This window comes from Victivallis vadensis, assembly GCF_003096415.1.
GTDB lineage: Bacteria > Verrucomicrobiota > Lentisphaeria > Victivallales > Victivallaceae > Victivallis > Victivallis vadensis.
Map to the genome: position 1 here is coordinate 45,509 of NZ_QEKH01000033.1, position 13,774 is coordinate 59,282.

A 13,774-nucleotide genomic window follows, 5' to 3' on the forward strand; every position below is an offset into this window, starting at 1 on the left:
CATCGCGAAAAACAATTTCGTAGACGGCACCGGCACCTTGCCGGTCGGGGACCAGGGACGAAATGCCCTGGTCGCCAAAGGCGAAATCCCGGATCCCCCGCTGCTTGCGGCGGGGAGGTTTATTTATCGGTGCCGAAGCCGGTGTCGAAAGGAGCGACCGGGACGCCGGCGCGGTTGACCAGATTGGGATTGGCCAGCTTGTCCCAGCCGAAGCGGAGCCGCACGGGGGCGCTCACTTCGGGAGAGGTCACGAAGAGTTTGTTGTCGCGGACCACGCCGGTGGCGGGATGGAAAAGCCCGTCCTCTCCGGCCAGCATCAGGTGCGAAACCGGTTCATTGTCGCGGGTGCGCAGGTCGTTGGGCTGGTTGAATTCGACGACGAAGGTCGAACCCTCCGCTCTGGCGCTGCGGAAGGTCGGCGCCAGCGCGGCGTCACTGCCGATGCCGTAGGCCTTGTAGAGCACCAGATTTGCGAGACGGCGGGCGAGCGGCATCTTGTCGCGCGGATGGATATCCTTGGGATCGCCGCAGTCGGTGGTGGTGATGAAGCCGGCGTTGGAATCGTGTTCGGCGAAGTGCTGCTGGGCGGCCCAGAAGTTCGGGATCAGGGTCGACTTTTCCCGCCCGTACTGCCACGGCGGCAGCTGCACGATGAAGATCGGCATATCCGGATTGGCGAAGTAGGTGCGCCAGGTATGGGCGAGAGCGCGGAGCTTTTCGGCGTAGCGCATCCCTTCGGAGTGGTTGTCCTCGCCCTGATACCAGAGCATGCCGCGCACCGCAAAGGGGGTCAGCGGATGAACCATCGCGTTGAACAGCACGTTGGGCAGCCGCTGCTTGTCCTTGCGCAAATCGGCGTCCTTTTTGCTTTTCAGGTCGGCGATCTGCTTTGCAACCTCATCGGCGACCCCCTGGGTCACGGAGACGGCGGCGAAGGATTCCGGCGCGGTCATCGATTCGATCCGGCAGCCGCCCCACGAGATATTGATCAGGCCGATCGGAACGTTCAGCTTGCTCTGGAGGTCCCGTCCGACCAGATAGCCGACAGCGGAGAAGCGCGGAAGCGTCTGCGGCGAACAGAGGTTCCACTGGGCTTTCACGTCGGCCTGCGGTGTCCGGCTCCACACGTTCGGCACCTGGAAGAGCCGGATGTCGGGATTCGGAAACGCCTCGATCAGCTTGCGGCTGCCGGTGATGCTCTGCAACCCGTACTGCATATTGGACTGCCCCGCGCAGAGCCAGACGTCGCCGACCAGCACGTTGCTGCGGGTCAGGGTGTTGTCGCCCTTGACGGTCAGCGTCGCTCCGTCGGAGGAGGCCGCGAGCGGTGCGAGCTTCACCTGCCACCTGCCGTCCTTGCCGGCGGTGGTGGAAACGGTCTGCCCGGCGAACTGCACCGAAACCGCTTCTCCGGCGCGTCCGGTTCCCCAGACCGGCACCGCGCGGTCACGCTGCAGAACCATGTTGTCGGTGAAGATCGACGGCAGTTCCACCGCCGCCAGCGGCAGCATCGTTCCGGCTGCCAGAAGGGAGAGCCAATTGTATTTCATCCGTAAATGCTCCTTTCAGGGTTGTTGAATCCTTTTTAGAATAACTCCGGGTACGCCAATATGCAAATGCTTTGCGGTAAAATCAGAGCAGACGGCGGGCGGCGAGGGCGCGTTTGCGGTATTCCGCCGGGGTGCAGCTGTATTGTTTCCGGAACAGGTGGTAAAAGCGGCTCAGGCTCTGGAAGTTCAGCCGGTAGGCCAGTTCGGCGATCGATTCGCCGGAGTCGGCCAGCAGCCGGGCGGCGTGGTTGATCCGCAGTTCGTTGATGAATTCGGTCGGGGAGCGGTCGAGGTGCTTGCGGAACACTTTGCACAAATATTCCGGGGTGTAGCCGGAGAGCTGCTGCATCCGTTTGAGGCCGGGAATGAAATTCTCCGGGGTTTTCATCTTTTCGCACAAACTTTCCAGCCACTCCGGCGCGTCGGAGGAGCCCGGCGCGGCCTCCTGCGGCAGGAAGAACCGGGTGAAAAGCTCCGCCAGCAGTACCTTGAAACGGATTTTGCGGATCGCCGGAGTGATTCCCTGCGCATTCAGGCTCAGCAGCTCCAGGGAAAGCTCGTTCATCCGGCTTTCCGGCACCCGGAATACGGCGGGGAGCACGCTTTCGGTATAGCGGTGCAGGAAGGCGTCGTCCTCAAGGTAGCGGCTGATCGTCACGAAGAGTTCCAGGTGAAAGGAGAGCAACAGCAGTTCGCAGTCGGGCGCTCCGGGTGCGGGCAGGAAACCGTGGCGGTCGTCGGGGCGCACGAAGACCACGCTGTTCGGCTCCAGCAGCTGTTTTTCCCCGTTGACGCGGTGGATGATCGAGCCGGAGAGCAGGAAGATCAGCTCCCCGAACTCGTGGGAGTGTTCAACGGTCCCGCCGGAGGGCAGCGAATGGTAGTGCAGATTGCCGCCGCTGGGGATGAAGGACTGCTTACGCCCTGCGTTCCAGCTGATTGCGTGAAACGACACCTCCGCGCCGACCGCGGGATTGATGAAATTGTCCAATTCCAGTGTGATTGTTCCCATGTAGATTAATATAGAGCAAAACATTGCAAAAGAAAAGAAGATATTCCGGAAAAAATCGGGTAAAATATAAGAAAAGTACTACAAACGAGTAGGAGATTTGCCGATGCACCACGATATGAAGCGTTTTGTCCGGGAGATTCTGAAGTCTCCGCGCCGCCGTGCGATCCCGATCATGACCAGTCCGGGGATCGACCTGATCGGCGCGAAGCCGGTCGAGGTGTTCCGCGACGGCGCGCTGCAGTTCCGCTGCATTCAGGCGTTGGCCGGGGCGGTGCATGCGGATGCGCTGGTCACGTTCATGGATTTGTCGGTGGAGGCGGAGGCGTTCGGTTCGCCGGTGCGGTATTCGGAACACGAGAATCCGACCGTCTCCGGCAGCATCGCTTCGACGCCGGAGGCGATCGACGCGCTGGCCGTCCCCGAAGTCGGAGCGAAACGGACCGCCGAAGTGCTGCGCTGCGCCGAGCTGTGCGCGGCCAACTTCGACCGTCCCGTGCTGGGCGGCATGATCGGGCCGTTTTCGCTGGCCGGGCGGCTGGCCGACATGACCGAGATCATGATCCTCGCCGCGATGGAGCCGGAGGCGGCGGCGCGGCTGCTCGGCAAGACCACCGCGTTTCTGACCGGATACGCGAAGGCGATCCGTTCGACCGGCGTGAACGGGCTGGTGATCGCCGAACCCGCCGCCGGGCTGCTTTCGCCCGATATGTGTCGGGAGTTCGCCGCCGACTATCTGAAAAAGATCATCGCGGCGGTACAGGACGATGATTTCATGGTGGTGCTGCACAACTGCGGCAACGCCGCAAACCGGCAGATCTCGGCGCTGGTTTCGACCGGGGCCGCCGCGCTCCACCTCGGCAATGCGGTTTCGCTGCCGGAACTGCTGCCGCAGATACCGCCGGAGGTGCTGCTGATGGGCAACATCGACCCGGTCGGCGTGCTGAAGAACGGCACGCCGGAGGAGGTTTACGCGAAAACCGCCGGATTGCTGCGCGAAACCGCGGCGTGGCCGAACTATGTGCTTTCCTCCGGCTGCGACGTGCCGCCGGGCGTGAGTCTGGAGAATATCCGCGCGTTTTTCCGCGCGTTGGACGATTACAACCAAACCGTAAAATAACAGGGAGTATCGGACTATGACTGACTTCGAAGCCTTGCGCGCCGCCGTGATCAAGGGCAAACGCAACGACGTCGCCGCGATCGTGCAGGCCGCGATCGACGGGGGCGAGGACATCAACCTGATTCTGGACCGGGGAATGATTCCGGCGATGCGGGAGATCGGCGACAAGTTCTCCCGCAACGAGGCTTATGTGCCGGAACTGCTGATCGCCGCGCGCGCGATGCAGGCCGGGCTGGCGCTGCTGGAGCCGCTGATCGCCGCTTCCGGCCGCAAGTCGATGGGCAAGGTCGCGATCGGCACCGTGAAGGGCGACCTGCACGACATCGGCAAGAATCTGGTCGCGATCATGCTCAAGGGGGCCGGATACGATGTGATCGACCTCGGCGTGAACTGCGACATCACCAAATACGAGGAAGGCGTGAAGCAGGGGGCGACCATCATCGGGTGCAGTTCGCTGCTGACCACCACGATGCCGTATATGAAGGAGGTGGTCGCCTACTTCAAGGACAAGGGGGTCAAGGTGGTGATCGGCGGCGCGCCGGTCACGCAGGCCTATGCGGATGAGATCGGCGCGGACGGCTACAGCGAAGACGCCAACGGTGCGGTGAAGCTGATCGATTCGCTGCTGAAAACGGCGTGAGGCTTTTCTGATGGAACCCCTGTGCGGGAGAGAACGGGTCGGTCGGCAGCTGAAACACCTGCCGGTCGACCGCATCGCGGTCAGCGAGGAGTTCTGGAGCTACACGATCCGCCACTGGGAGGAGCAGGGCAAGCTGCCGCCCGGCACGGATGCGGTGGAGCATTTCAAGCTGGACCTCGACAAATGCTGGGCGTTCAACCTCCGGATCGACCCGGAGATGGCGGACCGGCTGGTCGCCGAGGATGAGGAGACTCAGACTTTCGTCGACGGCAACGGGGCGACGTTGCGCCGCTACCGGTCGCACGCCTCCACCCCGGAACATATCAACTTTTCGGTTGTGGACCGGAACGACTGGGAGGAGAAGGCGAAGCCGTTCCTGACTCCGACCGCAAACCGGATCGACTTTGAAGGCTACCGCGCCGTGCGGCGCGCCTGTGCCGACGCGGGCCGTTTTTTCCTGTGGAGCGGGGTGAATGTATTTGAGTCGATGCACCCGATCTGCGGCCATGAAAATCTGCTGATGGGCATGGCGCTCGACCCGGAGTGGGTTTCCGAAATGGCGGAGGTCTATTCCGACCTGATCATCCATCTGTGGGAGACGCTGTTCGCCGCCGAGGGCAAGCCGGACGGAATCTGGTTCTACGAGGACATGGGATTCAAAGGACGGCCTTTCATGTCCCCGGAGATGTATCGGGAACTGATCATGCCCGCGCACAGAAAGACCATCGATTTCGCGCATTCGCTCGGATTGCCGGTGGTGATGCATTCGTGCGGCTTCGTCGAGCCGCTGCTTCCCTACATGGTCGAAGCGGGGATCGACTGTCTGCAGGCGATGGAGGTGAAGGCCGGGATGGACCTGCTGCGCATCTACCGGGATTTCGGGGAGAAGATCGCGCTGATGGGCGGGCTGGACGTGCGTCCGGTTGCGAACAACGACCTGCCCGGCATCCGGCGCGAGCTGGAGACCAGGATTCCGGTCGTGAAAGGGCGCAACGGCTTCATCCTGCACTCAGACCACTCGATCCCGGAATCCGCCGAGTACGAAAGCTACCGGTATTTCCTCGAAACCGGGCTGGAACTGGGGAGGTATTGATGCAGCTGACCCTCAAGGCGGACGGCAGGAAGAATCTGGCGGAGCAGCTCGCCGCGGCGGGTTATCCGCTGGATCTGCGCTGCGGCGGCAACGGCACCTGCGGCCGCTGCCGGGTGCGCCTCCGTTCGGGAGAGTGGGAGACGGACGGCAAACCCGTGTCCGTCCCCGCCGAAGTCAACGCCTGCCGGACCCGCCTGACCGGGCCGGAGGGGGAAGTGGAAATCCCGGAGCGTTCGCTGGCGGTCCGGCAGGGCAAGGTGGCCGCCGCATGGCGCAGCCGCCCGCTGCCGGAGAGCCGGGAGAGCGTGATCGCGGTTGACCTCGGCACCACCACCGTGGCCGCCGTGAAGCTCTGCAACGGCGAAATCGTGCGGGAAGCGACCTGTTTCAACCGGCAGAGCCGGTTCGGCGACAATGTGATTACCCGGATCAACCATGTCGGAACTTCTTCTGGTGCGCTTGAGGAGTTGCGCATGGCGGCGGTGGAATCCGTGAACGAGCTGCTTGACCGGCTGGAACCGGATGGGGCGGCCCGGATCGCGCTGGCCGGAAACACCGTGATGAGCTGCCTGTTCCACGGGATCGATCCGTCGCCGATCGGCGTGATGCCGTTCACGCCTCCCTGTCGGATTTTTCCGGTGCGCGGCGCGGCGGAGCTGGGATTGCGGGCCGGGGATATCCCGGTGCTGACGGTTCCGGCGATCGCCGGATATGTCGGCGGCGACCTGACGGCGGGGCTGCTGGAGACGCCGCTGCGTCCCGGCGAACTGCTGGTGGATATCGGGACCAACTGCGAAATCATCCTGCAGACGGAGCAGGGGATGTTCTGTACCGCCGCTGCCGCCGGTCCCGCGTTCGAGGGGGCCGGAATCCACTGCGGCAGCCGGGCGGTTCCCGGCGCGATCGACCACTATTTCGGGCGGAACTCCTGTTCGGTGATCGGCGGCGCGGCTCCGGCCGGGTTGTGCGGTTCGGCGATGATCGATTTTCTGGCGGTCGAACGCCGGTTGGGGCACCTGAATGAATTCGGGCGCATCCAGCCGCCCGCCGATTGTTTTGAAGCCGCGCCCGGCGTTACGATTTACGAGTGGGAGATCGAGCAGCTGCTGAAGGCCAAGGCCGCCGTCCGGGCCGGGATCGCGACGCTGGCCGCTTACTGCAGAACTCCGGTGAAGAAGCTCTTCCTCGCCGGCGGTTTCGCCCGGTATCTTGACTTCGGCAACGCGGTCGCGTGCGGGATGCTCCCCGATTGCGAACTGGAGGCGGTCGGCAACACCAGCCTCGGCGGCGCCGCGCGGCTGGCGGTTCAGCCCGGACTGGCGGCGGAGCTGGAGCGGCTGATCGACCTGCCGAAAGATATTCCGCTGAATCTTCTGGACGAATTTGAGGACAACTACATCGACGGATTGCTGCTGCCATGAAGTACAAGGTCATCTCCTGCAACGTGTTCAAGCGTGAAATCGAATATGCGGCCGCCCGTTCGCCGTATTCGCTCGAAATCGAGTTCCTGGAACTCGGCGAACACGCCCGGCCCCGTGAACTGCGCCGCAAACTTCAGGAGCGGATCGATGCGATCGACGGCTTCGACGCGGTGCTGCTCGGCTACGGCCTCTGCGGGACCGCCACCGACGGGCTGGCCGCCGGAAAAGTGCCGCTGGTCCTGCCGCGCAGCCATGACTGCTGCGGAATCCTGCTGGGCAGCCGGAAGCGGTTCGAAGAGCTGTTCGCCGACATGCCCAGTTCGCCGTTCGGTTCGGTCGGCTTCGTGGAGCATGGCGACTACTATTTTTCCGACGGTGAGATGCTGTTCGGCGACGGCTATGCCGCGCTGGTCGAACAGTACGGCGAGGACGACGCCCGCTATATCTGGGACGCGATGCACCCGAAGCTCGACGGGCGGCTTCAACCGATCACCTTCATCGCGATTCCGGAAATTCCCTGTGAGGAAGCGATGGCGCGCTGCCGGGCCAGAGCCGACGAAGAGGGCCGCGCGTTTCAGGTGGAAACGGGAAGCCTGCGCCTGATTCGCGGGCTGCTGGCGGGCAACTGGGACGAAAGCGAATTCCTGATCGTGCCGCCGGGCCGCTCGGTCCGTCAGGTCGGCGACTGGAATGAAATCATCCGCCTCGCGTGATGCCTCCGGCGGCCGGGGGCGCTTCGCCCCCCGGTCCCCCCGACCGGCAAGGTGCCGGCGCCGGGTACGGTTTTGTAATTTTTACTGCGTAAAAATTACAAAACCAGGGGGTATTATCTATCAGTTTATTGGCTCTAGCGGCAGTACCTGCCTCCGGGTGCTACCCGGTCTGGGTCAAGGAGCGAAGCGCCCTTGTCGTCGAAGACATCTGTGCGCTAAAGCGCTCAGCAGCGCACAAGGTCTGCTGCCCGTCAGGGCGGGCAGACCCGCCTGCCGCGAATGCGGCATGGCTTCTTCCCGTCCCTCGCTGGCAAGGTGGCGTTGCCGACCGGGGAGTAATCATGGGGGCGCGAATGCGGCACGGCTGTGACCGGGCGAAAATAATTGATTGACCGTTGCAGGTCATGGAGTTGAATTTACGGATGGCAAAGCTGTTTTCATTTTTGGGAACGCTGATGGCGGGATTGGCCCCGCAGGCGGAACAGATGCTGGTTGAAGTGGATTTCAGGCTGTCGGAGCCGCGGGGAACGGCTCTTCGGGATTCCGGCAGACGGCACGTTCGGTGATGCGCTGTTCGGATTTTTCGGTTTGCGAGTTGATGTAAAAAGGGGAGGAGAATTTATGCTGGAGCAATATCTGGAAGACCTGGAGAATCGTCTCGATGCGGCAGTGGAGGAGGAGCTCGAAGCGGAATGGCGTCTCTTTCTGGACGGATGCTGTCCGGGGCCTTATTTTCGTCCGCGGCGGCGGCAACCGGCTCCGGCCCGGATCGAATGGCCGAAAATCCGAATCAATCCGGCCCTGAAGGATTTGGAGTTGATGCTGCTGCGCGAGCTTGCGGCGGTTTCCGCCAACGTTGCGGAGGGGAACGGGCAGATTCTGAACATCCGTTGCAACTACGGCACTACGATCCTGCCGTCGCTGTTCGGCGTCGGGATTTTCTACATGGATGACGAACACGATACGCTTCCCGCTTCGCACGCATTGCCGGGCGGCGCCGACGGCATCCGGGCTCTGGTGGAGGCGGGCGTGCCGGATTTCAATCGCGGCTGGGGGCCGCGGGTGTTCGAAACGGCGGCTTATTACCGGGAGAAGCTGAAGCCCTACCCGAAACTGAGCGAATACATCCGGCTCTACCATCCCGACCTGCAGGGGCCGCTGGACCTCGCCGAAATGATCTGGGGCAGCGGTATTTTCATGGAGTTCTACGACAACCCGGAATTGGTCAAATCGTTCCTGGCGCTGCTGACGGAAACCTACCGGCGGTTCATGCGCCGCTGGAATGAGCTGGCGCCGCCGCTGAACGACCGCTTCCCCGCCCACTGGGGATGGGGACACCGGGGAAAGATTGTGCTGCGGGACGATTCCGCGATGAACCTCTCTCCGGAGATGTACCGGGAGTTCGCGCTGCCGTTCGACCGGCAGCTGCTGGAGGAGTTCGGCGGCGGCGTGGTCCATTTCTGCGGTCGCGGCGACCACTACATCGATCTGCTGGCCGAGGTGCCGCAACTGACCGGAATCCAGCTCTCCCAGCCGGAATACAACGATATGGAAAAGGTCTTTCAACACACCGTCGACCGGGGGATTCCGCTGCTGGCGCTGTCGGTGGAGCGGGGCGTGGAGCCTGCGCTCGCCGCCGGCCGTGAGCTTCACGGCCGGGTACACTGCTATTGAATTCAGAAATCAACGTCGGGAGCCGTCGTGGCGGCGGATCGCCAGTTTCCGGTAGGTCGCCGGCCCGCAGTTGAACTCCTTGCGGAAGGCGCGGGAGAAGTGATACCGGTCGCAGAAACCGGCCTGCTGTGCAATTTCTTCGATGGAGCTTTCACTGAAATGAAGCTGCCGGGCGGCCTGCAGCAGCCGTTCCCGCCGGGCGAACTGTTGCGGCGGCGCACCGACTTCGGTGCGGAAGAGGCGCAGGAAACTGTTGCGGCTCAGCCCGGCGTCGCGGGCAAGGCGGGAATTGTCGGCATCCGGATCGGTCCGGAGCCGTTCCATGGCCCGCACGATGCGCGGGTCGTACTGCCGCAGCGGCGGGAGCGCCTGATCCGGCACCTCCAGCAGGGCCGACCAGATCAGCAGGTTCAGCCGGGTTGCGTACCGGCGCAGGTTGTCCGTTCCGGGAAACGAGTGGGCCAGCCGGGCGGCGGCGGCGACGGTTTCCGGGTCAGTGGCCGGAAAGGGGCGCTGTTCCGCTTCGCGGTACGGTTCCGGCATGGTGAAGTGCAGGAAAAAATGATGCACTTCTGCGGTGCACCGCGAGGCGTAAACCAGGCCGGGGGGAAGCAGGATCAGCCGGTCCGGGAGCAATTCCGTCTCCGCGCCTCCTTCCGGGCGGATGAAGGCGCCGGGGGCGTCATTCCAGTAGAGCCGCCAGTATTCGCCGCGTACCCGGTGCTGGTTCCAGTCCCAGTATGCCGGGCCGCCGAGCGGGACGAAGTTGTATTCATGCAGAATGGTATCCAATGGAAAAGTTTTCATGGCCGCACTTTCCTGTTCCGCTTTTAAGCTACACCCGGATTGCGCCGGAGGCAAGCAAATGTGCAAAAATCGCCGCCGGTTTGCGCTTTTGGGGCGGCTTCTTCTATTCCTTATAATATAAGGCGCGGGAGCCGGAGGGGAAAGGCGGAATTCCGCGCAGGAAAGCGACCGTTTCGGGAGGAAAAGAGGGGATTTTGCCATGGAAATCATGAAGTTCCGTTTTTTCTTGTTGGTTTTTTCCAATAAAAAGCATTTTTTTACTTGAATAACGTAATTATCGAAATATAGTAATGTAGAAAAATACGTTTATTTTGCTTGTTTTTGAGGTCAAAAAGCTCGAAAAAAGCCCCAACTGAATGGTGGATGGCGCAGGTTTTGCATGTGCTCTCCGGGCTGAAGGCAAATTGTTTGAATGCCGGCGTTTTTTCCCGGATTCCGGGTGGAAATGATGGTGTACAGGCGGTTTCCCGTGTCGGCGGCGGTGAGGTTTTGAGCGGATTTTCGCGGGAATGCGCGATGAAGTGTCTGTGGATTTCTGGCAGTTTTCTAGATAACAATAAAAGGGTGACGCGATGCGCAATGTGAATGCGAAGTTATTGTTGCAGATAGTGGCTTCGGGAATTTTGGTGAACAGCTTGAGCGGCGGAGAGACCGCGGCCGAGCAGGTGAAAAATGCGTTGCGTTACTATAACGGAGAAAACGGCAAGGTTGATTACGCGTCCGCTTTCGAGAATTTCCGGAAAGCGGCCGAACAGGGAAACGCCGAGGCTCAGTATTATCTCGGCAGCTGCTTTCTGAACGGAACCGGCACGGCGCGCAATCCGCAGGAGGCTGCCCGCTGGTTCGCCAAAGCTGCAGAGCAGAAGCTTCCCGCGGCCCAGATGTGGCTCGGCATCTGTTACCAGAAGGGACTCGGCGTCAAGCAGAACGATGCCGAAGCCCTGAAATATCTCACGTTTGCGGCGGACAACAATCTGGCCGAAGCCCAATATTACCTCGGCCGGATGTACTGCGACGGCGCCGGAGTTTCCAAAGACCCGGAAGGGGGCCTGATTTTCCTGCGCCGCGCCGCGGCGAACGGCAGCTCCGACGCACAGTACTATATCGGCAAGGTTTACTCGGAAGGTCTGGGCGTGAGCCGTAATTTCGATGAAGCGGCCCGCTGGTTCCGGCGCAGCGCCGATGCGGGAAACTCCTACGGCGACGTCGCGATGGGCGACTGCCTGCAGCGCGGGCATGGGGTGATGCAGAGCAATGAGGACGCGGTCAACTATTACCGCCGCGCCGCAGACAAAGGCAATGTGCTTGGCATGATCAAGCTGGGAACCTGTTACCTCGACGGGGTCGGCGTGGCGCAGAATCGGCAGCTGGCGCTGGAATGGTTCGGCAAGGCCGCCGCGAAGGAGAACCCGGAGGCACTGATGGCGCTCGGCCGTTATTATTCGCAGTCGCCGGCAGGCAGCGCGGATCGCGCCAAGGCGATCGAATACTTCACCAAGGCGGCATCTCAGGGGAACGCGGAGGCGGAGTACTGGCTGGGGGTGGAAGAGCTGAACGCCGCCGGTTCCAGGGGAAAAGCCATCACTCATCTGCGCCGCTCTGCGGATGCCGGATTCCCATTGGCTCAGGTGCGCCTCGGCCGTCTTTATCTGACTGGCGGCAACGGTGTGCAGAAGGATGAGAAACGAGCTGTTGAGCTGTTCCGCAAGGCTGCGGATGCGGGTAATTCCGAAGCCCTGTATTTCATGGCGGTCTGCCTGAGCAAGGGGGCCGGAGTTGCCGCCAATCCGGCGATGGCGGCCGAATATGCGCTCAAGTCGGCGGAGAGCGGCAACAGCTTCGGCCAGTACCTCTACGGCATCTTCTGTCAGGAGGGAATCGGCACGGAAAAGAATCCGGAAGCGGCGTTTTCGTGGATGATGAACGCCGCCAAGCAGGGGAATCTGGCGGCGATGGCGCAGCTCGGTGATTATTATCTGAATGGCGTCGGAGTAAAAGCCGATGCGGATCAGGGAATCTCGTGGCTGAAAAAAGCCGCGCAGGAAAATGATTCCAACGCCCAGTTCCTGTTGGGGAAGATCTATTCCGAAGGGTTGCTGGTGCCGCAGAATTATCAGGATGCCCTGGGCTGGCTGAATAAGGCTGCGGAAGCGAACAATCCGCGTGCGCTCCATCTGCTCGGCGTCTTCTATAAGGATGGTCTGGCCGGAATGCCGAAAGACCCGGAGAAGATGTTTCAGTTCTTCAAGCGTGCGGAAGGTCTGAACAATCCGGATGCGATCTGCTGGGTCGGTCTTTGCTATTTGAATGGAATCGCGGTGGCGCGTGACGTGAATACCGCCGTCAAATATCTGCAGCGTGCCGCCGATCTCGGCAATGCGGAGGCGGAATTCTGGCTCGGAGTCTGTTACCAGAAAGGACTCGGGGTCGCCCAGAATGATACAAAGGCGTTCGAACTCTTCAAAAAGGCGGCGGCGCAGGACAACAGCAGTGCGTTGTTCTATCTCGGCTTGTACTATAAGAACGGCCGGGTAGGCAAGGAGGATCCGGTCGCCGCTGCCCGCTGTCTGAAGCGTGCCGCTGATCTCGGCAGCGCCGAGGCGATGTACAATCTCGGCCTTTTCTATGACAATGGGATCGGCGTGAAAGTGGATCATGCCGAAGCCGCCCGCCTCTACCAGAAGGCCGCCGCGCAGGATAATGCGTACGGCCAGTATGCGCTGGCCTGTGCCTATGAAGCCGGCCGGGGAGTTGAGGAAGAGCCGGTGAAGGCGCTGTACTATTACAAAAAGTCCGCGCAGCAGGGATACAAGTATGCGATGTTCATGCTGGCCCGCTGCTACGAAAGAGGAATCGGTACGGATCGTGATTTGCGTGCTGCTCTACGTTGGTATGAGAAGGCCGCGGAGCAGAATATGTTATTGGCTGGTGATAAGGTGAAAGCTGTGGAACTGGCGATTAGCTTGGAAGAGTAAGTTTCCGAAGTTGAGGTGTTATAGCTGGATGAAAAGTAAATAAAATTTAAATAGGATATACAAGTTCAAGGAAAATGCAAATGAAAAAGATAAATCGGATGCTGTGGGGCCTAGGAAGTGCGGGAGTCATTGCTAGTATAATGATGAGTGGTTGCAAAAGCAAAGAAGAACATACCGGAGACGTGGTCAAGTATACTGAACTGGAAACAACGATTGTAAATCAACCGTTGACTAAATTTAATGATATCGATTTTATTGAACTTTATGAGGCTACCTCTGAAAAAGCAAATTTAATGCTGAATGAGAAGCGTTGAATATCGGATCGAAGGAAGGTTTTAAGTGAAAAGTTGGTAATCGAGATAATTTCAAAAGTATTTAATTTGAGAAGATGAAAAAAACAAAAAGTTCATCTTAATTCTATTATGACTTACTTATTTAAATAATTGCACATTGGGCTGAGCATCTTTTGATGAAAATTTTTGTTTGATGTGCCATTTATTGTTTTATGTTTTATAGTCTGTTCTCGCGTGATTTTTCAAGAAGAACGGACTATTTTTTTATAATTTTTCGAATGATTTCTTGATGGACAGAGAAGAAAATGAGTTGCAATAACTTTTCTACACAGAATTCATACTGCATTAATAAATAAAAGTCTGTCTAGATTGATCTTATTTTCTGTTATTGTCCCAAATTTTGTGAAACACACTTGTAGTTTCCAACGCCGATAACGACGTTGCCGATAATTTGCATACGTTTTTGCCAGTAGTCCTCC

Annotated in this window: 13 protein-coding genes; 10 read left to right on the forward strand and 3 right to left on the reverse strand. The window is 60.0% G+C overall.

All coding sequences use genetic code 11. The annotated features are described in order from the left end of the window. Positions 1-119: 119 nt before the first annotated feature. Both C8D82_RS16725 and C8D82_RS16730 read right to left on the reverse strand, forming a co-directional pair. Complete coding sequence (locus C8D82_RS16725; protein ID WP_116885436.1) at positions 120-1,550, reverse strand: sialate O-acetylesterase; 1,431 nt, start codon at positions 1,548-1,550, stop codon at positions 120-122. Positions 1,551-1,632: 82 nt separating this feature from the next. Then, positions 1,633-2,562: a helix-turn-helix domain-containing protein gene (locus C8D82_RS16730; protein ID WP_165833148.1), complete on the reverse strand. Its 930-nt coding sequence runs from the start codon at positions 2,560-2,562 to the stop codon at positions 1,633-1,635. 103 nt (positions 2,563-2,665) lie between these two features. Between C8D82_RS16730 and C8D82_RS16735 the strand changes: the two genes are divergently transcribed. The 7 genes from C8D82_RS16735 to C8D82_RS16760 all read left to right on the forward strand — a co-directional run bounded on the left by C8D82_RS16735 (position 2,666) and on the right by C8D82_RS16760 (position 9,220). Beyond that, positions 2,666-3,679: a uroporphyrinogen decarboxylase family protein gene (locus C8D82_RS16735; protein ID WP_116885438.1), complete on the forward strand. Its 1,014-nt coding sequence runs from the start codon at positions 2,666-2,668 to the stop codon at positions 3,677-3,679. 16 nt (positions 3,680-3,695) lie between these two features. Further along, the gene (locus tag C8D82_RS16740; protein ID WP_116885439.1) at positions 3,696-4,319 is read left to right on the forward strand and encodes a corrinoid protein; all 624 of its coding nucleotides are present in this window, start codon (positions 3,696-3,698) and stop codon (positions 4,317-4,319) included. A 10-nt stretch (positions 4,320-4,329) separates the two neighbouring features. After that, on the forward strand, positions 4,330-5,412 hold the full coding sequence (locus tag C8D82_RS16745; protein WP_116885440.1) for a uroporphyrinogen decarboxylase family protein: 1,083 nt from the start codon (positions 4,330-4,332) through the stop codon (positions 5,410-5,412). Next, a complete protein-coding gene (locus C8D82_RS16750) occupies positions 5,412-6,833 on the forward strand; it encodes an ASKHA domain-containing protein (RefSeq protein ID WP_116885441.1) in 1,422 nt (473 codons plus the stop codon). The genes C8D82_RS16745 and C8D82_RS16750 overlap by 1 nt, the downstream gene beginning before the upstream one ends. Then, positions 6,830-7,546: a DUF1638 domain-containing protein gene (locus C8D82_RS16755; protein WP_116885442.1), complete on the forward strand. Its 717-nt coding sequence runs from the start codon at positions 6,830-6,832 to the stop codon at positions 7,544-7,546. The genes C8D82_RS16750 and C8D82_RS16755 overlap by 4 nt, the downstream gene beginning before the upstream one ends. A gap of 422 nt (positions 7,547-7,968) precedes the next feature. Continuing rightward, complete coding sequence (locus C8D82_RS21375; protein ID WP_165833149.1) at positions 7,969-8,112, forward strand: hypothetical protein; 144 nt, start codon at positions 7,969-7,971, stop codon at positions 8,110-8,112. A 55-nt stretch (positions 8,113-8,167) separates the two neighbouring features. Continuing rightward, on the forward strand, positions 8,168-9,220 hold the full coding sequence (locus C8D82_RS16760; RefSeq protein ID WP_116885443.1) for a uroporphyrinogen decarboxylase/cobalamine-independent methonine synthase family protein: 1,053 nt from the start codon (positions 8,168-8,170) through the stop codon (positions 9,218-9,220). A 9-nt stretch (positions 9,221-9,229) separates the two neighbouring features. On the opposite strand, the gene C8D82_RS16765 is transcribed toward C8D82_RS16760, so the two are convergent. Next, the gene (locus tag C8D82_RS16765; RefSeq protein WP_165833150.1) at positions 9,230-10,027 is read right to left on the reverse strand and encodes an AraC family transcriptional regulator; all 798 of its coding nucleotides are present in this window, start codon (positions 10,025-10,027) and stop codon (positions 9,230-9,232) included. Positions 10,028-10,390: 363 nt separating this feature from the next. On the opposite strand from C8D82_RS16765, the gene C8D82_RS20805 reads away from it, so the two are divergent. The 3 genes from C8D82_RS20805 to C8D82_RS16775 all read left to right on the forward strand — a co-directional run bounded on the left by C8D82_RS20805 (position 10,391) and on the right by C8D82_RS16775 (position 13,316). Continuing rightward, positions 10,391-10,612, forward strand: a complete 222-nt coding sequence (locus tag C8D82_RS20805) for a hypothetical protein (protein ID WP_133245249.1) — start codon at positions 10,391-10,393, stop codon at positions 10,610-10,612. A 41-nt stretch (positions 10,613-10,653) separates the two neighbouring features. Beyond that, complete coding sequence (locus C8D82_RS16770) at positions 10,654-13,002, forward strand: SEL1-like repeat protein (protein ID WP_165833151.1); 2,349 nt, start codon at positions 10,654-10,656, stop codon at positions 13,000-13,002. Between the two features lie 80 nt (positions 13,003-13,082). Continuing rightward, positions 13,083-13,316: a hypothetical protein gene (locus C8D82_RS16775; protein WP_116885446.1), complete on the forward strand. Its 234-nt coding sequence runs from the start codon at positions 13,083-13,085 to the stop codon at positions 13,314-13,316. Positions 13,317-13,774: the final 458 nt, after the last annotated feature.